Annotated in this window: 26 protein-coding genes; 10 read left to right on the top strand and 16 right to left on the bottom strand. The window is 70.3% G+C overall.

What is annotated here, in order from left to right; genetic code table 11:
* The first annotated feature begins 2 nt into the window (after nt 1–2).
* Nucleotides 3–860: a coiled-coil domain-containing protein gene (locus ABD987_RS38610; protein WP_345406410.1), complete on the top strand. Its 858-nt coding sequence runs from the start codon at nt 3–5 to the stop codon at nt 858–860.
* A 7-nt stretch (nt 861–867) separates the two neighbouring features.
* On the opposite strand, the gene ABD987_RS38605 is transcribed toward ABD987_RS38610, so the two are convergent.
* From ABD987_RS38605 to ABD987_RS38590, 4 genes are all read right to left on the bottom strand, one after another.
* Complete coding sequence (locus ABD987_RS38605) at nt 868–2,310, bottom strand: FGGY-family carbohydrate kinase (protein ID WP_345406407.1); 1,443 nt, start codon at nt 2,308–2,310, stop codon at nt 868–870.
* The gene (locus tag ABD987_RS38600; RefSeq protein ID WP_345406404.1) at nt 2,307–3,641 is read right to left on the bottom strand and encodes an MFS transporter; all 1,335 of its coding nucleotides are present in this window, start codon (nt 3,639–3,641) and stop codon (nt 2,307–2,309) included. Before ABD987_RS38600 ends, ABD987_RS38605 begins: the two co-directional genes overlap by 4 nt.
* Before the next feature lie 427 nt (nt 3,642–4,068).
* Nucleotides 4,069–4,860, bottom strand: a complete 792-nt coding sequence (locus tag ABD987_RS38595) for a DeoR/GlpR family DNA-binding transcription regulator (RefSeq protein ID WP_345406401.1) — start codon at nt 4,858–4,860, stop codon at nt 4,069–4,071.
* A 4-nt stretch (nt 4,861–4,864) separates the two neighbouring features.
* Entirely contained in the window at nt 4,865–5,482 is a 618-nt protein-coding gene (locus ABD987_RS38590) for a histidine phosphatase family protein (RefSeq protein WP_345406398.1), read from the bottom strand.
* A 74-nt stretch (nt 5,483–5,556) separates the two neighbouring features.
* Here ABD987_RS38590 and ABD987_RS38585 point away from each other — a divergent pair, with 74 nt between their 5' ends.
* The 6 genes from ABD987_RS38585 to ABD987_RS38560 all read left to right on the top strand — a co-directional run bounded on the left by ABD987_RS38585 (nt 5,557) and on the right by ABD987_RS38560 (nt 11,598).
* On the top strand, nt 5,557–6,240 hold the full coding sequence (locus ABD987_RS38585; protein ID WP_345406395.1) for an HAD family hydrolase: 684 nt from the start codon (nt 5,557–5,559) through the stop codon (nt 6,238–6,240).
* A 1-nt stretch (nt 6,241) separates the two neighbouring features.
* Nucleotides 6,242–7,933 (top strand): dihydroxyacetone kinase family protein, encoded by a 1,692-nt coding sequence (locus tag ABD987_RS38580; protein ID WP_345406392.1) that lies wholly within the window; start codon nt 6,242–6,244, stop codon nt 7,931–7,933.
* 1 nt (nt 7,934) lies between these two features.
* Nucleotides 7,935–8,390 (top strand): RpiB/LacA/LacB family sugar-phosphate isomerase, encoded by a 456-nt coding sequence (locus ABD987_RS38575; protein ID WP_345406389.1) that lies wholly within the window; start codon nt 7,935–7,937, stop codon nt 8,388–8,390.
* Nucleotides 8,391–8,464: 74 nt separating this feature from the next.
* A complete protein-coding gene (locus ABD987_RS38570; protein ID WP_345406386.1) occupies nt 8,465–9,505 on the top strand; it encodes a 2-hydroxyacid dehydrogenase in 1,041 nt (346 codons plus the stop codon).
* Nucleotides 9,502–10,950, top strand: a complete 1,449-nt coding sequence (locus ABD987_RS38565) for an FGGY family carbohydrate kinase (protein WP_345406383.1) — start codon at nt 9,502–9,504, stop codon at nt 10,948–10,950. The genes ABD987_RS38570 and ABD987_RS38565 overlap by 4 nt, the downstream gene beginning before the upstream one ends.
* Complete coding sequence (locus ABD987_RS38560) at nt 10,951–11,598, top strand: class II aldolase/adducin family protein (protein WP_345406380.1); 648 nt, start codon at nt 10,951–10,953, stop codon at nt 11,596–11,598. It abuts the gene before it with no gap.
* Nucleotides 11,599–11,610: 12 nt separating this feature from the next.
* Here the strand turns inward: ABD987_RS38560 and ABD987_RS38555 are convergent, their stop codons facing one another.
* The 12 genes from ABD987_RS38555 to ABD987_RS38500 all read right to left on the bottom strand — a co-directional run bounded on the left by ABD987_RS38555 (nt 11,611) and on the right by ABD987_RS38500 (nt 21,896).
* Nucleotides 11,611–12,288: an HD domain-containing protein gene (locus ABD987_RS38555; RefSeq protein ID WP_378214098.1), complete on the bottom strand. Its 678-nt coding sequence runs from the start codon at nt 12,286–12,288 to the stop codon at nt 11,611–11,613.
* 87 nt (nt 12,289–12,375) lie between these two features.
* The gene (locus ABD987_RS38550) at nt 12,376–13,014 is read right to left on the bottom strand and encodes a hypothetical protein (RefSeq protein ID WP_345406374.1); all 639 of its coding nucleotides are present in this window, start codon (nt 13,012–13,014) and stop codon (nt 12,376–12,378) included.
* A gap of 5 nt (nt 13,015–13,019) precedes the next feature.
* Entirely contained in the window at nt 13,020–13,901 is an 882-nt protein-coding gene (locus tag ABD987_RS38545; protein ID WP_345406772.1) for a hypothetical protein, read from the bottom strand.
* Nucleotides 13,902–14,321: 420 nt separating this feature from the next.
* On the bottom strand, nt 14,322–15,755 hold the full coding sequence (locus ABD987_RS38540; RefSeq protein WP_345406371.1) for an MBOAT family O-acyltransferase: 1,434 nt from the start codon (nt 15,753–15,755) through the stop codon (nt 14,322–14,324).
* Between the two features lie 377 nt (nt 15,756–16,132).
* Nucleotides 16,133–17,089: a 23S rRNA (guanosine(2251)-2'-O)-methyltransferase RlmB gene (rlmB, locus tag ABD987_RS38535; RefSeq protein WP_345406368.1), complete on the bottom strand. Its 957-nt coding sequence runs from the start codon at nt 17,087–17,089 to the stop codon at nt 16,133–16,135.
* 38 nt (nt 17,090–17,127) lie between these two features.
* A complete protein-coding gene (gene cysS / locus ABD987_RS38530) occupies nt 17,128–18,519 on the bottom strand; it encodes a cysteine--tRNA ligase (RefSeq protein WP_345406365.1) in 1,392 nt (463 codons plus the stop codon).
* Nucleotides 18,520–18,582: 63 nt separating this feature from the next.
* Complete coding sequence (locus ABD987_RS38525) at nt 18,583–19,272, bottom strand: HAD family hydrolase (RefSeq protein WP_345406362.1); 690 nt, start codon at nt 19,270–19,272, stop codon at nt 18,583–18,585.
* A gap of 100 nt (nt 19,273–19,372) precedes the next feature.
* On the bottom strand, nt 19,373–19,768 hold the full coding sequence (locus ABD987_RS38520) for a PPOX class F420-dependent oxidoreductase (protein ID WP_345406359.1): 396 nt from the start codon (nt 19,766–19,768) through the stop codon (nt 19,373–19,375).
* Nucleotides 19,769–19,802: 34 nt separating this feature from the next.
* The gene (locus ABD987_RS38515) at nt 19,803–20,195 is read right to left on the bottom strand and encodes a PPOX class F420-dependent oxidoreductase (protein WP_345406356.1); all 393 of its coding nucleotides are present in this window, start codon (nt 20,193–20,195) and stop codon (nt 19,803–19,805) included.
* A gap of 28 nt (nt 20,196–20,223) precedes the next feature.
* A complete protein-coding gene (ispF, locus tag ABD987_RS38510; RefSeq protein ID WP_345406353.1) occupies nt 20,224–20,700 on the bottom strand; it encodes a 2-C-methyl-D-erythritol 2,4-cyclodiphosphate synthase in 477 nt (158 codons plus the stop codon).
* Nucleotides 20,697–21,350 carry an IspD/TarI family cytidylyltransferase gene (locus ABD987_RS38505; RefSeq protein WP_345406350.1) on the bottom strand — a complete coding sequence of 218 codons (654 nt, stop codon included), beginning with the start codon at nt 21,348–21,350 and terminating at the stop codon, nt 20,697–20,699. The genes ispF and ABD987_RS38505 overlap by 4 nt, the downstream gene beginning before the upstream one ends.
* Nucleotides 21,351–21,404: 54 nt before the next feature.
* The gene (locus ABD987_RS38500) at nt 21,405–21,896 is read right to left on the bottom strand and encodes a CarD family transcriptional regulator (RefSeq protein ID WP_345406347.1); all 492 of its coding nucleotides are present in this window, start codon (nt 21,894–21,896) and stop codon (nt 21,405–21,407) included.
* A gap of 299 nt (nt 21,897–22,195) precedes the next feature.
* Here ABD987_RS38500 and ABD987_RS38495 point away from each other — a divergent pair, with 299 nt between their 5' ends.
* From ABD987_RS38495 to ABD987_RS38485, 3 genes are all read left to right on the top strand, one after another.
* Nucleotides 22,196–22,882 (top strand): copper chaperone PCu(A)C domain-containing protein, encoded by a 687-nt coding sequence (locus tag ABD987_RS38495; protein ID WP_345406344.1) that lies wholly within the window; start codon nt 22,196–22,198, stop codon nt 22,880–22,882.
* A 31-nt stretch (nt 22,883–22,913) separates the two neighbouring features.
* On the top strand, nt 22,914–24,275 hold the full coding sequence (radA, locus tag ABD987_RS38490) for a DNA repair protein RadA (protein WP_345406341.1): 1,362 nt from the start codon (nt 22,914–22,916) through the stop codon (nt 24,273–24,275).
* A 341-nt stretch (nt 24,276–24,616) separates the two neighbouring features.
* On the top strand, nt 24,617–26,483 hold a 1,867-nt coding region (locus tag ABD987_RS38485; protein ID WP_345406337.1), incomplete at its 3' end, for an ALF repeat-containing protein.

Below are 26,483 nucleotides of genomic sequence, written 5' to 3'. Positions count from 1 at the left end.
CAATGGTAGCTCCCGAGAAGTCCGAGCCCAGCCCCAAGACCGCGCAGTTCGCGGTCACCGTCCGGGGCTACAACCAGCGTCAGGTCGACGAACGCCTCACGGAGCTGACTGGTCAGCTCAAGGAGGCGGCTCACAGCCGCGACGAGGCCGTCGCGACATCCGGAGAACTTTCGAAGGCGCTCAGCTACGCGCAGCAGGAGCTGGCGGAGGCCAAGGCCGCGCTGGTGCGGCTGAACTCCAGCCCCACCGGCGCCGGTGCGATGGCCGAGCGGGTGCGCATGATGATGCAACTCGCCGAGGAGGAGGCCACCGAGCTGCGAACCGCCGCCTCGGCCGACGCCGCCTCGACCCGGGAGGAAGCGGACAAGTACGCCCGCGAGACCCAGCGTTCGAGCGACAAGCAGGCCAAGGACGCGCAGGACGAGCGCGAAAGGCTGCTGGCCGACGCCCGCGCCGAGATCGAGCGGCTCGAAGCCGAGGCGGGTAAGCAGCGCGCGCAGCTCGACAAGGCCGCGCAGGACGCGCGGGCCGAGGCGGACAAGAAGGCTGAGGAGGAGGCGGCCGCCCGGCGCGCCGAGGCCGACCGCGTCGCGGCCGAGGAGATCACGGCCAAGAAGGCGCAGACCGACGCCGCGCTCGCCGACGCGACCGCCAAACAGGCCGAGGCCGACAAGCAGCGGACGCTGGCGCTCGAACTCCGCGCGAAGGTCGCCGAGCGGCTCGCCGCCACCGACGCCGCCGTGCAGGAAGCGGTCCGGCTGCTGACGCCCTCGGAGGAGGACACCGCCGCCGAAGCCGCCGCCAAAACCGCTGCCGCCGAACCCGCCGCCTCGGACGAGGCCGCCGCACGCGAGGACTGAGCGCGGGTCAGCTCCGCGTGGCGGCGTACAACTCGCTGCCGATCCACCCCCGTTCGTGCAGGGCCGCGCAGAAACGGTGATAGGACTGGGAAAGCGCGTCCTGTTCGGCCACGACGGGCTCGATCACGGTGCCCCCGGGCAGCTCCCCGCACACTGCGGTGAGCCCGCCCGGGAGCACCCCGGCGGCGGCGAGCAACGCCGCGCCGTACCCCGTCTCGGCGTTCGGGGCGACGCGCAGCCCGAGCCCGGACACGCTCGCCCGGATACGTGTCCACAGTGGACTGCGGCTGCCGCCGCCCGCCGCCAGCAACGGGCCGGTCACCCGCGCGCCGAGCCGGCGCAGGTGATCCAGTGCGAGCCGTTCGAGGAAGGCCACACCCTCCAGCCGCGCCCGGTGCAGCTCGGCCTCGTCGGCCGGGGTGCCGAGCACGAACCCGGTGGCCTCCGCGCTGCCGAACGGAAAACGTTCCCCGGTACGCCGCAGTGGATAGGCGACGATCCCGGCGGGCCCCCGCGCGGCCGCCGCGGCGTCGAGCGCGGGCAGGTCCGCCTGATCGGACACGGCCTCGCCGCCGGTGTTCGACGCCCCGCCCGGCAGCCACCAGCCGTCGGGATGGCGATGGCTGTAGACGACCCCGCTGGGATCCGGGACCAGCTCGGCGGTCACTCCCTTGAGGACATACGTGGTGCCGAGAATCCCGACGAACTGACCGGGTGCGACGGCGCCGGCCGCGAGCTGCCCGGCACAGCCGTCGGTCATGCCGGCGACCACCGCGCATCCCGCCGGAAGCCCGGCGACGGGCCGGGGGACCCGGCCGAGCACGGTGGTGGGCGGGACCACCGGCGGGAGCAGGCCTTCCGGCACGCCCAGCCCGGCGAACACCTCGTGCGGCCACTCCCGGGCGCGCGGGTCGTAGCCGCTCTTCAACGCGTGTGACCAGTCGGCCGCGACCGGGCCGCCGGTCAGCTTCGCGGCGATCAGATCCGCGGTGTGCCGGATCTTCGTGACCTCGGGGTGGTGCTCGGCGAGCCAGGCGATCCGGCCGAGCGCCGAGGTCGCCGACACCCCGGATCCGAGCGCCCGCCAGCGCTCGGCGCCCAGCTCCGCCGCCTTCGCGTTGTACCCGGCGCCGCGCCGGTCGTCGTACATCAGCGCCGGGCCGACCGGCTCGCCGCGCGAGTCGACACCGGCGATGGTGCCCGAGGTGGCCGCGATCGCCACCGCGACCACCTCGGAGCCGTTCCCCGGCAGCGCCGCGGTGACCCGGCCCAGCGCCGCTTCCGCGGCGGGCCACCACGACCTCGCGTCCTGCTCGCTGTGCCCGCGCCCGTCCCGGACCGGCGCGGGGAGCGGTTCGGCGGCGGTGGCCAGGACGGCGCCGCCGCGCACCGCGAGGGCACGGACCCCCGCGGTGGCGACGTCGAGGCCGATGGTGACCGGTTCGTTCACGCTGTCGCGACCTTCTCTCCGGCTTGTTGCAGGCTCGCGTCCTCGGCGATCGCCTTTTCGGTTTCCTCGGGCAGTTTCAGGAAACGCACCAGGACCGCCGCGACGAGGTAGAGCACCGCGAAGATGATGACCACGCCGGCGGCGCCCGCCGGGCCGAGGAACAGGCTCACGATCGCCGGTCCGACGAACGCGGCCGCGCCCGCGCCGAGGTTGAGCAGCGCCATCGCGCCGCCCTTGTGCTCCGGTGCCAGCGAGGGAAGCAGCGCCGAGATCGGCACGAACCCGGCGAGCGTCGCGCCGTACAGCGCGCCGACGAGCAGCGCGAGCCAGTAGTACTGCGCGCCCATCGCCACCGGGACGAAGTACAGCAGCAGGATGGAGATCGCACAGCCGATCGCGCCGAACCAGAAGATGGTGGTGCGCCAGCCGATCTTGTCGCTCAGCACGCCGAAGATCAGGTTGAAGAAGATGTTCGTCCCGTAGATCACCGAGACGAGCAGCAGCCAGCGGCTCTCGCCGAACCCGATCTGGCTGATGAAGATCGTCGGGAAGAACACGAGCATGCCGAACTCGGGCGCGGTGTTGATGACACGGACGATCATGCCGATCCCGATGCGGGGCTTCTTCCACGCGATCGACACGCTGGACACCAGGCTCTGCACCGGTTTCACCTCCGGCGGGGCCAGCCGGGTGTACCCGGTGCGCTGCCGGACGCCGAAGATCGCGAGCACGCCGCCGAGCGCGAGCAGCCCGACCGAGACCCACAACGTCCCGTAGTGCCCGAGCAGCGGGTTGGTGAAGCTCGCGACGAGCGCGCCGAGGGTGGGCAGCCCGCCGGTGAAGGCGAAGTAGAACCAGCCGACCGCCGCGCCGAGCCGCGCGACCGGGGCCACCGCGGTGATCCACACCAGGAAGCCGAAGGCGAACATCGGGTAGCCAAAGCCCCTGATGCCGTAGAAGACCAGCATCAGCGGGTAGTTCTCGGTGCCGACCGCGGCCGCCAGGAACAGGACGTCGAACACCAGCCAGATGACGAGGCCCGCCATCATCACCCGGCGTGGCCCCCACAGGTCCGACAGCGCGCCGGACAGCCAGGACGCGAGCATCACCGCGACGCCGTACACGGTGATCACATAGGACGCCCTGATCTCGGTGCCCGCGCCGTTGTTCGCCATGAACGGCGCGATGAAGCCGGATTCGACCCCGTCGCCGATCATGAACAGCAGCAGGCCGACGTAGCCGAGGAACAGCGGGGCGGGCAGGCCCCACTTCGTGAGCAAGCGAGCGAACCCGCTTCGCGCCGGGGACAACCCCGATGTTGTCTGGCTCATGCACGCCTCCATGCGTCGAGTTCAACGTATCATGGACCGTGTTAACTTCGCACACAAGATGTTAGTTCGAACTTGTTCCTGTTAACTCGGGGTGTCGTCGAGCGGCTACCCACCGCGTCGATCTTGGATGAGCTGAAGGGCCCCTTCGGGGCATCGAGTGCCCTGAGGGCGCCCTTCACTGCAATCGACCGCCTGGCAGTGCCGAGGGACGCCTTCGGTGCATTGGCTGCGACGAGGGCGTCCCTCGGTGCGTTCAGTGCACCCAGGGCGTCCCTCGGCTCATCGGCCCCGGCGCGTCGAGTACGCCCCCGAACGGTGCTTTCGCGAGGCCGCGCGGCAAACAGCCCAAGACCGTGCAGGCCTCCTTCGCGGCGCTCACCGCTGTGAAGGAGGCCTTCACGGCACTAGCGCCGGAAACCCGGCGATCTCAGTCGGCGACGGCGACCTTCACCCGGTTGCGCAACTCGTCGAGTACGTGCCGGTCCGTGCCGGCGTCGACGATCAGCAGGTCGAAGTCCGAAAGCGGGGCGAGCCGGTGCAGCGCGGCGCGTGACATCTTGCTCGCGTCCATCAGCAGCACCTTCTGCCGCGCACTGGCGAGCATCGCGCGCTTGATCATCACGATCTCGGGCTCCTGGTGGAACGTCTGCTCGGTGTTCATCGCCGAGGTCGAGACGAAGGCGACGTCCACCGAAAGCCGTTCGATCGCCTCCAGGCTCTGCATGCCGAGGAACGAGTCGTGCGTGTTCGAGTAGTCGCCGCCGATGCAGATGAGCCGGACCTCTTCGAGCTGTTTGAGCAGGTCGATGGCGCCGAGGTAGTTCGTCGCGACGGTCAGCGGCGTGACCTCGCCCAGCCGTTTGGCCAGCGCCAGCGCGCTGGTCGAGTCGTCGAGCAGGACCGACATCCCCGGCTCGACCTCCTCCAGCGCCCGCCGCGCGATCGACGCCTTGGCCTCCGCGTGCGCGTTCATCCGGTACTCGGCGTTGCTCTCGAACACCGTCGAGGGCATGGCCGAAACCCCGCCGCGGTACTTGCGCACCAGGCCGCGGCGCACCAGCTCGTCCACGTCGCGGTGCACGGTCATGTGGCTGACGCCGGAAAGCTCCACCAGTTCGAGGATCGACGCCGAGCCCTTCGCGAAGATGGTGTCGACCAGCAACTGCTGGCGACGGTCCCGGGAGTGCCCGCTGCCGCTCGTCGGTTTCTCACTGGTCATGTGCTCAGTATCGCGCGGGGACCGGGTTGTTGAAGCGGAGCAGTGCGGTGTGTTCGCCGTCGATCCGCAGTTCGGTGAGCGCGACGTTGTCCACGCGGGGGAACACCGAGCGGTAGGTCCGCAGTGGAATGTCCAGCAACGCGCACAGGGTCAGCCTGAGCAGCGTGTTGTGTGCGACGACGAGCGCGGTGCCGCCGTCGGTGTCCGCGGCGATCCCGCGGAGCGCGGCGGCCCCGCGGGCGGCCACCCCGGCGGGGGACTCGGCGCCGGGGAACGCGCCGTCCACCGGATCCGCCAGAAAACGTTCCAGTGCAACGGGATCGCTCTCGCGCAGCTCTTCGCGGGTTCGCCCCTCCGCGATGCCGAAGTGTGCTTCCCGCAGTCCTTCCACGATCGCCGGGGTCATCCCGAGCGCGGTCGCCGCCGGAGCCATGGTCCGCACGGCGCGTGCCTGGGGGGAGCAGAACAACGCCGTCGGCTTCAGCTCGGCGGCGTGCCGCGCCAGTGCCTCCGCCTGGCGGAGCCCCTCCTCGGTCAACGGCACCTCACTGCTGCCCGCGTACCTGTTGTCCGCGTGCCATTCCGTCTGCCCGTGCCTGGCCAGCAGTAGACGTGCGACCACGGTGCCCTCCTCGCGCTTGCCAATATCTCATCTTCGATGTTAACTTAACATCATCCGTGTGAAAGGGGATCTCGATGGGGCTCGGTGCGGTGGTCTTCGATCTGGACGGCGTCCTGGTCGACAGTGAACACCTCTGGGAGGAGAACTGGGTCGCCTACGCGGCCCGGCACCAGATCGAGTGGACGGCCGAGGACACCGCGTCGGTGCAGGGGATGAGCGCGCCCGAGTGGGCCGCCTACCTGGCGCGCCGCTGCGGCGTGCCGGACCGTGCGGGCGAGGTGGAGCAGGCCGTGGTCGACGGCATGATCGCCTCGATCGAGGCCGGTGAGGCACCGCTGCTGCCGGGCGCCGGGGAGATGGTGCGCGAGGTCAGCGCGCGGGTGCCGGTCGCGCTCGCCTCCTCCGCGGCCCGCCGCGTGATCGACGCGGTGCTCGAAAAGCACGCGCTGGCAGGCGAGTTCACCGCCACGGTGTCGAGTGCCGAGGTGGCGCGCGGCAAGCCCAGCCCGGACGTCTACCTGGAGGCCGCCGCCCGGCTGGGCCGGTCCGGCGCGGACTGTCTCGGCGTGGAGGACTCCAGCAACGGGATCCGCGCGGCCGCGGCGGCCGGCCTCACCGTGATCGCGCTGCCGAACCCGACCTACCCGCCGAAGCCGGACGCGCTGGAGCTCGCCAGCGCGGTGGCGGGAAGCAACGACGACGTCCGCGTGAAACTCCTGGCCTACCTGGCCGGTGAGCCGGTGGCGGCAGGAGACTGAAATGACGACTCTCGGTACCGCGGAGACGTTCAAGCGCGAATGGCTGGACGGGTTCGCCACCGCCTACGGCCGCACGGTCCGCAAGGTGCCCGGCGCCTACGGTGTCGTGCGCCGCGAGGACACCCGGCCCGGCAAGGTCGCGGTGGTCATCGGCGGTGGCTGCGGGCACTACCCGGCGTTCGCCGGGCTGGTCGGGCCCGGCCTCGCCGACGGCGCGGTGGTGGGCGACGTGTTCACCAGCCCGAGCGCCGAGCAGGTGTACCGCACCGCGCGGGCGGCCGAGAACGGTGCCGGAGTCCTGTTCGGCTACGGCAACTACCAGGGCGACGTGCTCCACTTCGGACTGGCCGCGCGCCGGCTGGCCGCCGAGGGGATCGAGAGCCGCACGATCCTGGTCACCGACGACGTCGCGAGTGGCCCGGCCGAGCATCCCGAGCGACGGCGTGGTGTCGCGGGTGACTTCCTGGTGTTCAAGATCGCGGGCGCCGCCGCCGAGCGCGGTGACGATCTCGCCGGGGTGTACGCGGCGGCGGAGAAGGCGAACGCGCGGATCCGGACGTTCGGTGTTGCCTTCGGCGGGTGCACGCTGCCCGGTGCCGCCGAGCCGCTGTTCACCGTCGGCGAGCGGGAGATGGAGCTGGGACTCGGCATCCACGGCGAGCCGGGCGTGCGCACGGTCGGCAGGCTGTCCGCGGCCGAACTGGCCGACGAGCTGGTCGACGGGCTGCTGCCCGAGCTGCCCGAGGGCGACGGCCGGATCGTGGTGCTGCTCAACGGTCTGGGCCGCACCAAGTACGAGGAAATGTTCGTCACCTACACCCGGGTGCACGAGCGGCTGGCCGCGGCGGGGCTGAGCCCGCTGCACACCGAGGTCGGGGAATTCGTGACCTCGTTGGACATGGCGGGCGTTTCGCTGTCGGTCATGGTGCTGGACGACGAGCTGGCCGAGCTGTACGCCGCGCCGTGTGACACCCCGGGCTACCGCACCACCGGCCCGGCGCTGGCACCGGTCGCCGTGGAGTCCACAGTGGACGAGCTGCTGGCCGAAACGCGGCCGGGAAACACGATCGTGGACAGGGCGCTGACGGCGGCGCTGCACAGCATCGAGGCGAACGAAGACGAGCTGGGCAGGCTGGACGCCGTCGCGGCGGACGGTGACCACGGGCTCGGCATGACCCGGGGGATGCGTGCGGCGGTCGCCGCGGCGCGCCGGGACAGCGAGTCGATTTCGGGCGCGCTCCTCGCGGCGGGCACGGCGTTCGCCGACGCGGCGGGTGGCGCGTCCGGTGCGCTGTACGGCGTGCTGCTCGCGGAGACCGGCGCCGGGCTGAGTGGCCTCGGCGGCGACGAAATCACCGCGGTCCGGCTCGCGACGGCGGTGGACAAGGCCGTGCTGGCCTTCGTCGAACTCGGCGGCGCCGAACCCGGTGACAAGACGATGCTCGACGCGATCGAGCCCTTCCGCGCGGTGCTGCGGGAGCAGGCCGAGGAGGGCGCCGACGTCGGGCAGGCGTGGCGGAAGGCGGCTTCGGCGGCGGTGACCGCGGCCGAAGCGAGCGCGCATCTGGTGCCCGCCAAGGGACGTGCGGCGCGGCTGGCACAGCGGAGCAAGGGGCACCCCGATCCGGGAGCGGTCTCCTTCTCGTTGCTGGTCACGGCCGTCGGCGCGGTTGTGGGAAAGGAAAACGACTGACATGCGGATCGTGGTGGCGGCGGACAACGCCGGGGTCGGGCTGAAGGATCAGCTGCGGGACCTGTTGCTCGCCGACGAACGTGTCGACGAGGTGACCGATCTCGGTGTCGCCAGCGGCGCCGACGAGCGGGCGTACCCGCTGCTCGGACTGGCGGCCGCGGAGACGATCGCCCGTGGCGAGGCCGATCGCGGGGTGCTGGTCTGCGGTACCGGGATCGGCATGGCGATCTCGGCCAACAAGGTGCCCGGTGTGCGCGCGACCGTGGCACACGACTCCTACTCCGCGGAGCGGTCGATCAAATCGAACGACTGCCAGGTGATCACGTTCGGCGCCCGCGCGATCGGGCCCGAGCTGGCGAAGAAGATCGTCACCGAATGGGTGGGCTACCGGTTCGACCCGGGATCGCCGAGCGCGAGCAAGGTCGCGCACATCACCGAGTACGAGAAAGCTCACTGAGGGCGGACGTCCGCCGCGCGGTTGACGAGCGAGCGGTGCGGGTTCTTACTGGAACGGCGAGGAAAGGAGCAGCGTTGCGCATTCTCGCTGCGGGAGACCATTTCGTGGGCCCCGACCTGCTGGTCGGTGCGGTCCGGTCGGAGCTGGGTGGTGACCACGAGATCACCGAGCTGAAACTGCCGTGGCCGGTCGAGCCCTTCGGCCCGGTCGCCGAGGTACACGAGGCCAGTGGCACCGAACAGCAGGTGATCGACGCGCTGGGCGGCGCCGAGGTCGTGGTGACCCAGATGGCGCCCTTCACCAAGCAGGTCTTCGCGGCTGCGGAGAACCTGAAGCTGGTCTCGGTGTGCCGGGGCGGGCCGGTGAACGTCGACCTGGCCGCGGCGACGGAGGCCGGTGTCGCGGTCACCTACGCGCCCGGCCGCAACGCCGGCGCCGCGGCCGAGTTCGCGATCGGCATGATCCTCGCCGCGATGCGGCGGATCTCCACGTCCTCGGCGGAGCTGCTCGGCGGCACCTGGCGCGGCGACTACTACGCCTACGACCAGGCGGGGCTGGAACTCAACGGCACGACGGTCGGCCTGGTCGGCTACGGCGCCATCGGTTCGCGGGTGGCCAAGGTGCTGGTCGCGTTCGGCGCCAAGGTGCTGGTGGCGGATCCGTACGCCGATCCGGCCGCGGTGACGGTCGACGGTGCCCGGGTCGTCGAGCTGGACGAACTGCTGCGGAACAGCCAGGTCGTCAGCCTGCACGCCCGGCTCACCGAGCAGACCAGGCACCTCATCGACGCGGAGAAGCTCGCCCTGCTGCCGCACGGCGCGGTCCTGGTGAACACCGCCCGCGGTGGCCTGCTCGACTACGCCCCGCTCCCGGCGGCCCTGCGCAGCGGCAGGCTCGGCGCGCTGGCGCTGGACGTGTACGACGTCGAACCGCCGCCCGCGGACTGGGCCCTGCGTGACGTGCCGAACGTGGTCGCCACCCCGCACCTGGCCGGCGCCAGCAGGCAGACCGCCGAGCGAGCCGCCGCGATCGTGGCCGCCGAGGTCGGCCGGTACGCGCGCGGGGAGGCGCTCGCGAACCTCGCCAACCCCGAGGTGCTCGGGCAGCGGCCATGATCGTCGGCGTCGACATCGGCACCTCGCTGACCAAGGCGGTGGTCTTCGACGAGGCCGGGGTGTCGATCGTGAGCGCGTGCACCCGGTCCGAGGTACACCACCTGCCGGGCGGCCGGGTGGAGCAGGATCTCGACCAGGTACTGGGCACCGTCGCCACCGTCGTCCGCGAGGTCGCCGCCCAGCTCCCGGAGCCGGTCACCGCGCTCGCGCTCACCGGCCAGGGCGACGGGCTGTGGCTGCGGGACGAGAGCGGCGCCGCCGTGCGGCCCGCCGTCTCCTGGCTGGACGGGCGCGCGAACGCGCTGCTGGCCAAGTGGCAGGCGGACGGCGTCACCCGCGAGGTGTTCCGGCGCACGGGCTCGGGGATGTTCCCCGGCTGCGCGGCGGCCATCATGTCCTTTTTGGACACTCAGGAGCCGGAGGTGCTCGACCGGGCCGTGGTCGCCGGGTACTGCGTGGACGCGGTGCTGCAGCGGCTCACCGGCGAGATCACGGTCGACGTCTCCGACGCTTCGCTGCCGTTCCTCGACCCGGTGACGCGGAAGTACGACGAGAGCGCGATCGCGGCCTGCGGTCTCACCCACCGGCGTGCGCTGTTCGCCGAACCCGCGCCCGCGAAGTCCGTCTTCCGCCTGGACGACCGGGGTGCGGAGCTACTCGGCCTTCCGGCGGGGCTGCCGGTCACGGCGGGCCCGTTCGACCTCCCGGCGAGCGCGATCGGCGCGGGTGTGCGGGAGCCGGGTGACGGGATCCTCACCGCGGGCACCACCCTCGCCTGTCAGGTGCTGACCCGGGAGGCGAGGTTCGATCCGGACGGCGAGCCCGCCGGCATGTTCCTGTGCACTCCCGAACCCGGCGAGTACCTGCGGGCGATGCCCGCGATGGTGGGCACGGCCGGGATCGACTGGGTGTGCCGGCTGCTCGGTATCGACGTGGCGGACATCGACCCGCTTCTCGCGAGTTCGCCCCCCGGCGCCGGTGGGGTGCGGGCGTTGCCGTTCCTGTCCGTGTCCGGGGAACGCGCGCCGTTCGTCGACGCGACGGCGCGGGCGCAGTTTTCCGGGCTGAGCCTGGAAACCGGGCGCGCGGAACTGGTGCGCGCGCTGTGCGAGTCGGTCGCGTACGCGGCACGGCACTGCTTCGAGGCGGCCGGGCTCTCCGGCCGGTTGTACGCCTGCGGCGGCGGAGTGCGCTCCGCGGAGTGGACGAGGATCTTCGCCGGTGTGCTGGGCCGTCCGATCGTCGTTCCCGGCGATCCTGGCGTCGGTGCTCGCGGCGCGGTGCTCACCGCGGCCGAGGCACTCGGGCGGCCGTACGATCGTGATCGCTGGGCGGACAACGCGCGGACCGTGGAGTTCCGGCCGGGCGAGATCGAGGTCTACGAGCGTGGATACGCCGACTACCAAGCGGGTCTCGCGGCCGCGCGCGGACTCTGGAGGCTCTGAATGATCCTGGCGGAAGAACGGGCGGAGGTCTGCGCGTACGCACGCCGGATGACCGCCGACGGGCTGGTCGTGGGCACCTCGGGCAACGTGTCCGTGCGCGCGGGCGATCGGGTCGCGGTGACCCCGACCGGGGTCGACTACGACACGCTCACCGCGGCGGACATCCCGGTGGTCGCGCTCGACGGCACGGTCGTGGCCGGGGATCTCAAGCCCACCAGCGAACTCCCGATGCACCTGACCGTGTACAACGAGGCCGCCGATCCGGACGGCAAACCGGTGACCGCCGTCGTGCACACCCACTCGGTGTACGCGACGGCGGTGTCGACACTGGTCAACGAGGTCCCGCCGATCCACTACATGCTGGCGGCGATCGGGCCCACCGCGCGGGTGGCCCGCTACGCCACCTACGGCACGGAACGACTGGCGAAGGCGATGCTCGAAGCCCTCGACGAGCGTCGCGGCTGCCTGCTGGCCAACCACGGCACCATCACCTACGGCGACGGGCCGGGTGCGGCGTACCACCGGGCACAGCAGCTGGAATGGGTGTGCCAGCTCTGGCTGCTCGCGCGCTCCGCGGGCAGCCCGAGCCTGCTGCCACCCGCGGAGATCGAGCACGTGGTCGAGAAACTGCGCGGCTACGGCCAATAACGGGCCGGAGCGTCAGGAGGCGGCCGCTTCCGCGTCCACGGCGTGGACCGCGTCGAGCAGTTCGGCGACCGTCGGATCGTCGACGGCCTCCTTGATGCACTGCCACAACTGGAGGTTCGCCATCGCCCACCGCGAGTAGGTCGCGGCGGCTTCCGGGTTGTAGAAGTAGTAGCCCTCGTCGTGGACGTCGCACTGCTCGCCGACGATCTTGTCCGCCAGCTCGCGGAGGCTCAGGTCGTTCTCGCGGAGGTAGCGGTGGGCCAGCACCACCGGGGTCACCGGAAGCGCCTTGAACAGGGTGTCGGCGTCGCTCAGCGCCTGGGCCTCCAGCGAGATGTCGCGGCCGCGGGTGGCCATCTCCGCCTCGTCGACGATCCTGTCGATCCACCGTGCGACCTTCTCGGGCACGCCGCATTCGGCGAGGATGTCCAGCCGCAGGTCCCGGCCGGCGGCGGCCGGGGAGTTCCGCAATACCAGGTAGTTCACATCGTGGACGAGGGCGGCCACCTCCACGACGGAACCGTCGGCGCCGTTGTATCCCGCGAAGCCGAGCGCCTTCGCCCGCACGAAGCTGACGTGATGCCAGCCGTGGAAGGGCAGTCGCTTGGCGTAACGCCAGCACAACTGGCGCACCCGGTGCTCGACCGCGGTGACGACCGACGGGGGAATAGTCCGATTCTGTAACGGAATCTGATGCGTACGCATACACCTCTCCGATCCCGGCTTTCGGTTAAGACGGGTGGAGTAATGGTATGCGGTTTTGACGTCGGGGTGTAGCTAGAGGCGAGTTGCCAGTTCCCCCAATCGGACCTCGACCGGAATGTGACGATGCCCGGTTCCGGTGGCCGGATCGAAGGAGAGGCTGAAACTGGATACCGGGCGTGATTTCACCAGGAAGGTCATCGTCCGCTCGGCGGCCTCCGGGATCCGGTGGAATTCGTCCGCGTGCATCACCGAGCACGAACCGGTCTGGCACACCGTGCGCCGCCGGAGCTGGGCCCCGGTGATCATTCCGGTCAGCGGATCCCGTGTCGTGCTGTAACGCTCGTGCAGATAGTTTCCGCTGAGAATTGTGGTGCAGAAGTGATACCTGTGGTTGTGCACCGAATCGGCGTAGCCTTCGCGCCAGTCCTCCAGCGCCTTGTACTCGTGCAGCCAGAAGGAAAACGGTTCGCCCTGGACGTCGCGCAGGCACCAGGCGAAATGGGTGGTCGTTTCCCGGGAACCACGCAGGATGGCCTCGGCCTTCTTGTGGTCCAGCGCGCGCAGCCAGCCGCGGAGTTCGTCACGCAGGACGGTCTGTGCGACCCAGGCACGAAACCACGCGTCCACTACGCCCCAGTCCTGCGTCAGCGGAAAGGCAGCCGATCGCAACTGGGTGGCCAACGGGGTGAGAGGGGACAGACGGGTGAGCAAGTCGTTCAGCTCCCTAGCTCGGCCGCGGCGGAGAATTCCGCCCGGAAGGCGTGGAACTTGTCTTCCAGCTCGCGGAAATGCTCCGGCGTCAAGGCCGATCCGGTGATTTTTTCGAACAGGGCAAGGAAATCCGCCCGCGTGGTGGCGGGCGTGATGCGGAACTGGCGGCCGGTGCGTGCCTGCGACACGCGCAGGAACTCGGCCCGCTCCATGTTGTAGAGGAACGAACCCGCGGTGAACCGCAACGTGCGCGGATACAGTTTGGTCGCGCCGCGGACATCGCTGTACAGCGTCACCCACACGCTGTCGTCGAACATCTCCAGCCGATCCAGCGGCGGATCGGCGATCACGGTGATGTCGACCTGCGCGCATCGGCTGCGCGCGAGGAACAGGCCGGCGAGACCGATGTGGATTTCCTCGTCGAGCCTGCCCTGGATTTCTTCGAGGTCGACCTCGCCCGCCTCGCGGCGCAGCAGGTAGCGGGCCCGTCCGCTGATCGCCCCGGCGTCGCGCGGGTCGGCGATGACGGCCCGGAGCTCCCTTTCCGTGCGGGACAACAACAATCGGGCCGCCGCGTGCCGACCGGAGAAGCCGCGGAAAAAGTACTGCCGCGTCGCGTCGAGGTCGGCCATGAGCACCCGGTTGAAGGCGGGGTCGGGATCGGTGGTCGCTTCGAAGACGTGGGTCGGGAAGAACTCCTTGTTGAGCGAACGGTATTCGGCGCTGAGATCCTCCATGGCTCGGCGGCTTTCCTCGATCACCGGCGTCACCAGCGCGCGCTGGGAGGCGCTCGCGGTGATCAGGGTCTGGCCGAATCCGACCACGGCGGAGATCAGGGTGCCGTTTCCCAATGACGTGAGCAGGGTTTTGCCCGCGCCGGCGTCCATGGTGCTCGCGATCCACAGACTGAGGCCGGCGACCACGACGAGCACGAACAACAGAAGACTCGTCCTGGTCCAGAAGATCTCGTGCAATGGAGTACGGCGGAGCCGCCCGGCGTCCGCTGCCACAGGTCACCTCCTTGGATCGCTCGAACGAAAAAGTGCGGTGCGTATCTGTTCGAGCGCGGGGAGTCACTTTACGCGCCCGGAGTGAACGATGAAATAAGAAATTCGGGGGAATGCCGGACAGTGACCAAGTCACGCTGTGCAAGCGTAGTCAGTGAGTGGTTAACCGCCAAACGCGCGAAACCCCGGGCTGTGTCGTAAGGCGGTTCGACGCTTCTCACCAGCGGAAAGGCGGCAGGGCAAGGAGGTTTTTTCGGATCAAGAAAGAACCGCGTGGGAATACGCGGGCGGCGTCCGGGCTCAGAACTGGTAGTAGAGGAACGGGCTGAACGTGCCGGTCGCGACGAGGATGGCGGCGTAGACGAGCCCGACCGTCATGACGCCGATGCGCAGTGCGGTGGCGGGCCTGCTGCGGGAGGACTCCAGCAGCGGTCCGGTCACCGGGTGCGAAGGCAGGAAGACGACGGCGAGCGCGGCGAGCAGGATGACCAGCCGCTGGTTGGTCAGCGCGCTTTCGACGGCGGCACCGAGGCCGCCGAAGTCCGGCAGGAGCATGTGGCCGATCATGTTCAGCGCGTGCGGTAGATCGGCCGACTTGAAGAACACCCAGCCGAACACGACGAGCACCAGCGTCAGCGCCCGCCGGGCGATACGCGCCCCGCGGTTCGCCGGTTGGAGGTCGAGGCCGAACGCGCGCTCGATGACCAGCAGCGCGCCGTGGAAGCAGCCCCACACCAGGAACGTCCACTGCGCGCCGTGCCAGAAACCGGTCAGTACGAACACGACGCACAGGTTGCGGTAGGTGTGCCCGGCGCCGTGGCGGTTGCCGCCGAGCGGGATGTAGACGTAGTCGCGGAACCAGCGCGACAGCGACATGTGCCAGCGTCGCCAGAACTCGGTGATCGTCACCGACGAGTACGGCCGCGCGAAGTTCTCCGGCAACCGGAACCCGAGCATCCGGCCCAGCCCGATCGCCATGTCGGAGTACCCGGAGAAGTCGAAGAACAGCTGGAGCGTGTAGCCGATGGCACCGAGCCACGCGGTCGCGAACGTCATCTGGTCGCTCGGGGTGGCGAAACAGGCTTCGACCATCGGGCTCAGCGAGTCGGCGATGATCGCCTTCTTGCACAGCCCGAGCGCGAACCGGGGGAATCCCGCCGCGATGTCGTCGAGACGGTGCGAACGCAGCTGCGGGAGCTGGTCGGCGATCTCGCGGTAACGCACGATGGGCCCCGCGACCAGCTGCGGGAACATCGCGATGTACGCGGCGAAGGCGACCGGGTTGCGCAGCGCGTGCCGCTCGCCGCGGTAGATGTCCACCACGTAGGAGATGTGGTGGAAGGTGTAGAACGAGATCCCGATCGGCACCACCAGGTGCGCCACCGGGAAGTCGCCGCCGAACCAGTGCGTGACGGCCGCGATCTGCTGCGTCGCGAACCCGGCGTACTTCCAGATCACCAGCATCGTCACGTCGAACGCGATGACGGCGATCAGGATCCGTTTCCGTCGCTTCCCGTGCAGATCCCACGGGCTGGCCTCCAACAGCGGCCCGGCGAAGAAGTTCACCACCATGCAGCCGAGCAGCAGGAGCAGCCAGGAACCGGCGCCGATCGTGTAGAACAGCAGGCTGCCGACCGCGACGATGCCGTTGCGCCAGCTCCGCGGGCACACCAGGACGGCGAGCAGCACCGCCGGCATGAAGTACCACAGGAACAGTGGCGAAATGAACGACACGGTCGCGGACCCCCTCGGTTATCCGCTGGTGACCTTAACCTGATAGCCCACGCCCGTGGGCCGAAGCCCGGGCATCACGCCGCGACGAGCGTCACGTTCCCGCTGGTCGGGGCCGAAGCGGTAGCAAAGGTCCCTTGCTCCCGCCGCGCGATAGTAAAGGTCCCCTGCTCCGATGGCGCGGTAGCGAAGGTCCCTCGCTCCCGTCCCCGGCGCGGCTCATGCGCCCCAATGTGGCGTTCGGTGCGTTGGACGCACCGAACGCCACATTGGGTGCGTGGATTGGGGGCTGGGCGCGGAGCGTCTCCGTTGAGGGTGGTGGTGGGGGCAAGGAGTGGAGCACCCAATGCCACATTGGGGCGCTCGTCCCCGGAAGAACCTCAGACGCGGCCGGCGATGCGGCGGCGGCGGGCGACCTCGGCGAGCAGGACACCGGCGGCGACCGAGGCGTTCAGCGATTCGACGCCCGCGGCCATCGGGATGGACACGGTCGCGTCGCAGGTCTCCCGCACGAGCCGGGACAGCCCGCGGCCCTCCGAGCCGAGCACGACGACCAGCGGGTCGGCGGCGAGGGCCAGCTCGTCGATGTCCACCGTGCCGTCGGCGTCGAGACCGACGATCATCAGGCCGTCGTTCGCCCACGCCTTGAGCTGACGGGTCAGGTTCGTCGCCACCGCGATCGGCAGCTTCGCCGCGGTCCCGGCGCTGGTCCGCCAGGCGACCGCGGTCATCCCGGCGCTGCGACGCTCCGGCAGCAGCACGCCCTGGGCACCGAACGCGGCCGCCGAGCGGATCACCGCGCCCAGGTTCCGCGGGTCGGTGACGCCGTCGAGCGCGACGAACAGCGGGGTCTGGCCTGAGTCCCGCGCCACCGCCATCAGGTCGTCCGGGTGCGCGTAGTCGAACGGCGGCACCTGCAGGCCGAGCCCCTGGTGCATCGCGCGGTTCGTCTTGCGGTCGAGCTCCTCACGCGGGATCTCCAGGATCGAGATGCCCTTGTCGCCCGCGAGCCGCACGGCCTCGTTGACGCGGTCGTCGATCTCGATGTTCAGCGCGACGTACAGCGCCACCGCCGGGACGTCGGCACGCAGCGCCTCGACCACCGGGTTGCGCCCGGCGATCAGCTCGGGCTTGTCGGCCTTCTTCGCGCGCTGCTCGTCACGGCGTTTCGCCGCGTTGGCCGCGCGGTACGCCTTGTGCCCCGGCCGGTCCTCCGCCCTGGGCGTCGGGCCCTTGCCCTCCAGGCCCTTCCGGCGCTGCCCGCCGGAGCCGACGACCTGGCCCTTCTTCGTACCGGGCTTGCGGATAGCGCCCTGGCGCCGGGAGTTGCCTGCCATGCTGAAAGATCCTTGTTCTCGGTTACGGCCGTGGACGGTCAGGAGTTCCTGACAGTCCACTGTGGACCGTTCGGGGTGTCCTCCACCACGATGCCCGCCTCCTGGAGGCGATCACGGGCGGCGTCCGCGCGGGCGAAGTCCTTCTCGGCGCGGGCTCGCTGCCGTTCGGCGAGCAGCCCTTCCACGAGTCCGGCCAGCGCCTGGCGGGTGGGCGTCTCGGAACCGCCCGCCTCGGACCAGCGCGCGGAGAGCGGGTCGAGACCGAGCACGTCGGTCATCGCGCGCACGGCGGCGGCGAGTTCGAGTGCCTTGGGGGTGTCGGCCGCGTCCAGCGCGGCGTTACCGTCGCGGACCGTGTTGTGGACCACGGCGAACGCCTGCGGAGTGGCCAGGTCGTCGTCCATCGCGGCGGTGAACTCGGCGGGGAGCGCGCCGATCGGCACCACCCCGGCCTGGCTCGCGGCGCGGCGGAGGAACTGCTCGATCCGCCGATAGCCCTGCGCGGCCTCCGACAGCGCGCCGTCGGAGTACTCGATGGTCGAGCGGTAGTGCGGCTGGACGAGGTAGTACCGCAGCTCGGGCGCCCGGTAGTCCGCCAGCATCTGCGGGATCGACACGGTGTTGCCCAGCGACTTTGACATCTTCTCGCCGGACATGGTGACCCACGCGTTGTGCAGCCAGAACCGCGCGAACGGGTCACCCGCCGCGTTCGACTGCGCCCGCTCGTTCTCGTGGTGCGGGAACACCAGGTCGACGCCGCCGCCGTGGATGTCGAACTCCGCGCCGAGGTACGCCGTCGCCATCGCCGAGCACTCCAGGTGCCAGCCGGGACGCCCGTCACCCCACGGCGTCGGCCACGACGGCTCGCCGGGTTTCGCGCTCTTCCACAGCGCGAAGTCGCGCGGGTCGCGCTTGCCCCTGGTCGGCGTCTCGCCCTGCTGGACGTCGTCGAGCTGCTGCCCGGACAGCGCGCCGTAGGCGTCGAACGACTTGACCGAGAAGTACACGTCGCCGTCCGCAGCGTAGGCGTGGCCGCGGTCGATCAGGCGCTCCATGAGTTGCACCATCTGGGTGACGTGCCCGGTCGCGCGGGGGTTGATCGACGGCGGCAGGCAGCCGAGCCGGTCGTACGCGTCCTCGAACGCGCGCTCGTGCGTGGCCGCCCACTCCCACCACGGCCTGCCGTGGTCGGCGGCCTTGGTCAGGATCTTGTCGTCGATGTCGGTGACGTTGCGTACCAGGAAAACGTCGAGTCCACTGTGGACAAGCCAGCGGCGCAGCACGTCGTAGTTCAGTGAGCCGCGGACGTGCCCGATGTGCGGAACGCCCTGCACGGTGGCCCCACACACATAGATGGACGCCGTTCCGCTACGGACGGGATGGAACTCCCGCACGCTCCGGGTCGCGGTGTCGAAAAGGTGGAGGGTCACCCTCAAAGGGTACGGGGTCGGTGTGGGCGATGTCGCAACCGGTCAGCGCGCGACCGGGGGTGCTCACAAAAGCTCGTGCGCTCGCAGGGCCGCGAGCAGGGCGTCCGGCCGCTCGGTCGTGGGCAGCGGGTCGACCAGCGCGAACTCGCAGCCCAGGGCCCTCGCCCCGCCGTCGGCCTCCTCGCTGTCGCCGACCATCAGCGTCTCCTCGGCGCGCACGCCGAGGCTCCCCACCGCCTTCCGGAAGATCTCCAGCTCCGGTTTGATCGCGCCGACCTCGTAGGACAGGACGAACTCGTCGACGTGGGTGTCCCAGCCCCGCTGGGTGAACGCGGGCCGGATGTCGAAGGCGATGTTGCTCAGCACACCCACCTTCAGCCCCTTCTCCGCGGCGCTCTTGAGCACGGTCTCGGTGTCGGGGTAGGGCGTCCACTGGCCGGGATCGATGAGGCGTTCGTACAGCGCGGCGGCCTGCTCGGGACGCGGGACGCCGGACTGGCGCAGCACTTCGAGGTAGACCTTCCGGTGCAGGCCGGGGTCGCGGTCGCGGTTGTGCCAGGCGTGCAGATGGTCGGGATCGAGGTCGACCACCTGGCCGACCGGGGCGGTCATCCGCCGCATGAGCTCGGCCTGCGCCTCGATGTCGAGCCGCTCGCCCTCGTGGTCGGTGAGATCGGTCAGCCAGGTTTCGTCCTGCTCGAGGCGGAACAACGTGCCGGAGAAGTCGAAGAGCACAGCCCGAATCGTGGTCACGTCCGCCACATTAGCCGCGTCCACCTGCGACTCGCCGCCGAATTGTGGCGTCGCCCGCACTGGAATCCAGCCATTCGGCGGCGAGTTGCGGAGGGTGCAATCAGGCGGCGTTGCCGACGATCTTTTCCGGGATGACGCGCACCAGCACGCGTACGACCTCCGGCGGCTCCTCGGGGTAGGGCTTGCCAAGGTACTTGTGCGACAGCTCGTCGATCAGCTCGCGGCCGCCCTCGTCGGTCAACTCGGCACGGCCGCGGATCTCCACGTAGCTGTACGGGTCGTCCTGATCGAAGACCGACACCGACACCCGCGGGTCGCGGGTCATGTTGCGTTCCTTGAGCCTGCCGCGCACCGTCGCGAAGATCAGCGTGTCACCGTCGCGCTTGGCCCACAGGACCGAGGTCTGGGCCGAGCCGTCCTTGTTGAGTGTGGCCAGCACCGGGAAGTTCTTGCCGTCGAGGAGGGCCCTGGTGGCCTCGTTGAAGGTCAATGCCATGTCGCCGAGCCTAAACGCCGCCGGTCCGTCCGGTTCACGGGAAGGAGACGATCTTCTCGGCGTGGACGCGCACGATCACGCGTACGACCTCCGGCGGCTCCTCGGGGTAGGGCTTGCCGAGGTACTTGTGCGAAAGCGCTGTCGGCAGGCTCCTCGCCGGGTCGTCTTCGATCGTCACCGTGCCCCGGATCTCGGCGTACCGGTACGGGTTCTCGCCGTCCAGGATCGACAGGCTGATCCGCGGGTCGCGGCGGAGGTTCCGGACCTTCAGCCGCGCTTCGGTGGCGGAGAACAGGACGTCGTCGCCGTCGCGGCCGACCCAGATGATCGAGGTCTGCGGACTGCCGTCGGGGTTCACCGTGGCGGCGGTGGCGAAGTTCCTGCCGTCGACCAGCTCGCGGACGGCTTCGTCGAGAGGGATTCCCATGCCAGGGAAAACCCTCGACGGCGATCGGTCATTCCGGGTTCCCATCAGGTAGGAGCAGCGCCGTGGCGAACGCGGCGATGCCCTCGCCGCGCCCGGTCAGCCCGAGCCCGTCCGAGGTCGTCCCGGCGACGCTCACCGGGCCGCCGACGGCCTCGCTCAGCACGCGCTGCGCCTCGTCGCGGCGCTTCCCGATCCGCGGCGCGTTGCCGACGATCTGCACGCTCGCGTTCCCGACCCGCCAGCCGTGCGTCGTGATCAGTTCCCGGACCTCGGCGAGCATCTCGGCCCCGTGTGCCCCGTCCATCCGGGGATCGCCGGTGCCGAAGACCGCGCCGAGGTCGCCGAGCCCCGCAGCCGACAGCAGCGCGTCGCACAGGGCGTGCGAGGCGACGTCACCGTCGGAATGCCCGGCACAGCCGTCGACGCCCGGCCAGTGGAGCCCGGCCATCCAGCAGTCCCGGCCGGGCTCGATCGGGTGCACGTCGACGCCGTTGCCGATCCTCACAGGGTCTCCTCGGTGCCGGCCGCGGCCGCGATGGCCTCGGCGAGTGTCAGCGCGAAAGGGCTGTCGACGCGCATCGCGTCCGGGTGGCCGTCGACGGTGACGGCCCCGGCGCGGATCGCGGCCGCGAGATCGGGTTCCCCCTCGGCGCACACGGCGCGGAACGCGTCGGCGGAGAATCCGAGCGGGGTCTGCGCGGTGCGCAGGTGCGTGCGGTCCTCGGTGCGGGTGATCAGCCGGGCCTCGTCGGTCACCTTCACGGTGTCGGCCATGGGCAGCACCGGGATGACGACCGGTGCGCCTGAGCGGACGGTGGCGAGCACGTCACGGAACGTTTCCGCAGGAGTGAAGGCGCGCAGGGCGTCGTGCACCAGCACGATGGCTTCAGGGGAAAGCTCGGCCTCGATGGCCGCGAAGGCACCGCGGACCGAGTCGCCGGGCAGCACCCGGCAGCGCCGCGGGAGCCCGGCGAGGACCTCGCGGAAAGCGGGCGCACAACGAACGGGGGCCACCACGACCACCGGGTGAAAATCCGGTACGTCGAGCAGCCCCCGAACGGTATGCGTGAGTAGAGCTTCACCGTGGACCGGCGTGAGCGCGAGCTCGGTGTCGGCCGCGTGGTGTGCGACGGTCACGAACGCGACGGAGTTCATCAGATCGCGATCGTAGAGTGTGGTCGTCCGGCGCCTCCTCCGGACGTCCGGGGATCAGGCCGTCGCGGTTTCCAGGACCTCGTCGAGGAGGACCTCAGCCTTGCCCTCGTCGGTGCCCTCCGCGAGCGCGAGCTCGCTGACCAGAATTTGCCGCGCTTTAGCCAGCATACGTTTCTCACCAGCTGAAAGTCCGCGGTCCTTCTCTCGCCGCCAGAGGTCGCGCACCACTTCGGCCACCTTGTTCACATCGCCGGAGGCGAGCTTCTCGAGGTTGGCCTTGTACCGACGAGACCAGTTGGTGGGCTCCTCGGTGTGGGGAGCACGCAGTACGTCGAAAACCTTGTCCAGTCCTTCTTGCCCGACGACATCGCGAACGCCGACGATCTCGGCGTTGTCAGCGGGCACGCGAACCGTAAGATCCCCTTGCGCGACCTTGAGGACGAGGTACTTCTTCTCCTCGCCCTTGATCACGCGGGTTTCGATGGCTTCGATGAGTGCGGCACCGTGGTGCGGGTAGACGACGGTCTCTCCGACCTTGAAAACCATGTGTCCTCTGCCCCTTTCGCTGACTCCATCCTAGCACGTGCCGTTGACGCCCACCTAGCGCCCCGGGGCAGTCCTCGCAGGTCAGCGGCCTGAGCGGGGGTTGACAAACCTCAACGCCCCGTGCTCACGCAGGTGAGCCCGAAAGCTTTTCGCGACAGCCATGGAATCCCGTTCGAATTCCTTTGTGGACGGTTGATCTTGGATGGCGGTGCTTCGCAACGCGGAGGTGGTTCTGCCCCGGCGGATACGCCCGGCTAGTCTTCGCGGTGACGAGTCGGCGAAAGGGAAGGACCGCGGACGTGAGGCTGCAGAATCGTCGCGTGTTCGGCGCGGGCGTGCTGGCGCTCGGCGCCGCGTTGGCGCTCGCCGGATGTGGTGCCGGTCAGATCACCCAGACGGACACGCAGGAGCCCGCGGTCAACGGCACCCTCGCGCAGGTGAAGACGCTGTCGCTGCGCAACGCGGCGGTGCAGTACCCGGCGAAGGGCGCGGCCTACCAGGCCGGTGCCGCGGCGCCGCTGACCCTGACGATCGTGAACCAGGGCAAGCAGGACGACACGCTGGTGTCGGTCACCTCGGAGGCCGCGACCGGAAACGCCGCTCTCGGCGGCTCGAAGGCCGTCGTGGCCGGGCACTCCCTCGTCATCGGCCCCGGTGACGCGGTCGAGTCGACCACCGAGAAGGCCCCGTCGTCCTCGCCGCAGAGCACGCCGAGTTCGAGTGGCGCCCCCTCGTCGAGCGGTGCCCCGTCCTCGTCGGGCGCACCGTCCTCCAGCGCCGCGCCGAGCAGCAGCGCGGCCGCGGGCGACGTCGTCGGCGTCGGGACCGTGGCGCTGCAGGGCCTGAAGAACCCGCTGTGGCCCGGCCAGACGATCAAGGTGACGTTCGTGTTCCAGAACGCCGGCCCGATCACCGTCGAGCTGCCCGTCGCCGCGCCGGCGCACGCGCGCACCAGCGGCGGCGAGGCCAAGGCCGAGGGTCACTGATTCTGTCGGTGCCGGCCGTTAGCCTGCGCGGGTGGTGAAGAAGGGCGGCGTCGCGTACCGCTGCGCCGAATGCGGGTACGAGGCGGCCAAGTGGCTGGGCCGCTGTCCGGAATGTCATGCCTGGGGCACGCTTGAGGAGCGTGGGTCCTCGCGCCCGGCGATCACGCGGGTCGCGGCCGGGGCGCCGAGCGCACCCGCCCGGCCGATCGCCGAGGTCGACGTCGAGACGGCGCGGGCCCGGCCGACCGGGGTGTCCGAGCTGGATCGGGTGCTCGGGGGCGGGCTGGTGCCCGGGGCGGTGGTGCTGCTCGCCGGGGAACCCGGTGTCGGCAAGTCGACATTGCTGCTCGAAGTGGCCTACCAGTGGGCGGCCACCGTCGATCGGGCGCTGTATGTCACGGGTGAGGAGTCCGCGGGGCAGGTCCGGCTGCGTGCCGAACGCACCGGGAACGTCCACCAGGACATGTTCCTGGCCGCGGAGAGCGATCTCGCGGCGATCCTCGGGCACGTCGACGCGGTCAAGCCGGGCGTGCTGATCGTCGACTCGGTCCAGACGATGGCCTCCCCACAGGTCGAAGGGTCGCCCGGTGGGGTGACGCAGGTGCGCGCGGTGACCTCCGGGCTCGTCGCGCTGGCGAAGGAACGCGGGCTGCCGGTCGTGCTCGTGGGGCACGTCACGAAGGACGGATCGGTCGCCGGGCCGCGGGTGCTGGAGCACCTGGTGGACGTCGTGCTGCAGTTCGAGGGCGACAAGCACTCGACGCTGCGGCTGGTCAGGGGGATCAAGAACCGGTTCGGCGCCGCGGACGAGATCGGCTGTTTCGAGCTGCGGGAGGACGGCATCGCCGGGGTGCCCGATCCGTCCGGGCTGTTCATGAGCCACACCGCCGAGCCGGTGCCGGGGACGGCGATCACGGTGACCGTGGAGGGCAAGCGACCGCTGCTGGGCGAGGTGCAGGCGCTGGTCTCGCAGTCGTCGATGCCGCAGCCGCGACGCGCGGTGAGCGGACTGGACTCGGCGCGGGTCGCGATGGTGCTCGCGGTGCTGGAGAAGCGCGGCGGGCTCAAGATGGGGGACAAGGACGTCTACGTGGCGACCGTGGGCGGGATGAAGATCACCGAACCGGCGATCGACCTCGCGGTGGTGCTCGCGCTGTCTTCCTCGATTGGTGACGTGGCGCTTTCGCCGCGGTTGGTCTCGGTGGGTGAGGTGGGGCTGGCCGGGGAGGTCCGGCGCGTCCCGAACGTCGGCCGTCGCCTCGCCGAGGCCGCCCGGCTCGGGTTCACGCACGCGCTGGTGCCGCCGGACTCCGGAAAGCTCCCGTCGGGCATCCGCGTTCTCGAAGTCGGCGACGTCGCCAGCGCGCTCAACGCGGCAGGCCACGCCCGCTGATTCCGGGCACGGTTTTCACCGGGAAGCGGATATGGATCGCTGACCGGGATCTTTCTTCTCATCGCCGCGAAGGCCGGTTTGTTACTGGTTACCGGACGGGCGAGATCGTGATGTTCTTCCCTCTTGCCGTGTCCGTGAGTGTTCTGCTTACCTCAGCTTTACCGAAACCGCTTTTGAAACACGGCGGTTTCGGCACTGTGGTGAGTGGTCCGAATGCGTGTTGCGCACTGGGCTGATCGGCCGAGTGAATTCGTCTGGGGTGTGGAAAAGAACGGCCTGAATGCCCTGAGTGAGCTTTGTCTGCTTAGGACACCCAGCCATGCCTTTCCGTGAGGGGAATCATGAGCCTGAAGAGATCCGCCGTGGCTGCCGCCATGGCCGTTGCGGTGTTCGCCGGACTGCTGCAACCGTCCGCGGCACCCGTTTCCCAGCCGAGTCTCGCCGCGTCGTCCGTGGCGGGTGACGGTGATCCGGTGCCGGACCCGCCTTCGGAGCCGCTCTATCGCGAGTGGGACGGGAAGACCGGAATCCCGCCGGAGCTGCTGGTCGATCCGCGGATCCGGCAGATCGTCGTCGACAACGCCGAACTGGCCGAGGACCAGGAGGTCCGGGACGCCGCGTCGGCCGCACTCGCCGGTGGCAACGACGCGATCATGGCGTTCCTCAACAGCGGACTCACCGAGGCCCAGCGGCGCGCGACCGCGCGGAAACAGGAGCAGGCGCGGAAGGACCGCGCAGAGATCGAGCCGATGCGGGGCACCGGCGGCCCGTACTTCAACGCCGAGGTCGAGCGTGTGCTCGCGGGCACGGACTCCGATCGGATGCTGTTCCTGGCCTACGGCAAGGACATCGCGCGGCAGCGGGACGCGGAGGTCACCCAGGACGCACAGCGCCGGGCGGCGGAACTCCGGACAAGGGTGCAGATACTGGCCGGGGTGGGCAGCCCCGCGGTGAAGGCGGCGGCGCAGCAGGCACTCAACGCCGGTGACGCGGCGATCATCGAGTTCCTGAACACCGGTTACCTCACGGCGGCGAAGGCCGACGCCGACGCGCGCGAACAGCAGATCAAGGACGAGGAGGCGCGGAACAAGGCCGCCGAGGAAGCGTCCGAGCTGGCGCGCAAGGCCGCGCGGGCGGCTCAGGCGCGGCGCGATCTGCTGGTGGCACACGGAAACGGCGTGCGCGCACTGGAGAACGCGTCGAACGCGTTGGTGTCGGCGGGAAACGAGGCGCGGAAGGCCGCGCAGATCCTCGCGGCGAACAACGCCGGCGGCCAGCACCCCGTGGACGCGTTCAACGGGGTGAAGGACGAGGTCGCCCGTCAGCTCGGATACGCGGGGCAGGCGGCGACTTCGGCGCAGCAGGCGTCGGCTTCCGCCCAGGTGCAGGCGAACATCCTCGTCGAAACCGGGCTGACGTACGGCACGCAGTGGGCCGAGATCGCCAAGGGGATGGCGGACGCGGCACAGGCCGCGGTGCACGCGGCCGAGACCGCGCAGCACGCGATCGACGCGACCGCCTACACCGACCAGGCACGCGACGCGCAGCAGAAGGCCGAGCGGCACGCCGAAGAAGCGAAGCAGTGGCGTCTGCACGCCGAGGAACATGCGAAGGCGGCGGCTCAGCTCGCCGAAGCTGCCCGTGCGCAGGCCAACGCCGCGAAGGACGCTGCGGCCAGGACGAAGGCGGCCCGGCAGGCAGCCGAGTCCGCCGAGTCGCGGGCGTGGGCGGCGGCGGAGCGGACGCGCAACGCCCGGATCACCGCCGAACGTGAAGCACAGAACGCGGCGGCCGCGCGCGCCACTGCGGAGCGGGAACGTGCGAACGCCGCCGCGGCACGGGGAAAGGCCGAGAAGCAGGCAGCGGCCGCGCACGCGGCGCGGCGGGAAGCCGATCGCCAGGCCGGTATCGCGCTGGGGGCGCGGCAGGACGCCGAGAGGCAGGACGGGATCACCGCCGACTACGAGCGTAAGGCCGGCGATGAGGAGACCAACGCCAACCGAGCCCGTGACCGCGCGTTCGCGGCAGAGAAGGCACAACTGGCGGCCGAGGCACGCGCGGCGGCCATGGAGGCGGGCGCCGCGGCGGCTCGTGGGGGCGGCTACCAGGTGCCCGCGGACGCGGCGGCAAGGCAGGCCCGCGACGACGCGACCACCGCGCGGACCGCGGCGAGCGCGGCCAGGTGCGCGGCGAACACGGCCACCGGCG

The organism is Amycolatopsis samaneae (assembly GCF_039541975.1).
GTDB lineage: Bacteria > Actinomycetota > Actinomycetes > Mycobacteriales > Pseudonocardiaceae > Amycolatopsis > Amycolatopsis samaneae.
Note: the sequence above shows the minus strand (reverse complement) of the source record. Positions and strands in the feature narration are given on the sequence as shown.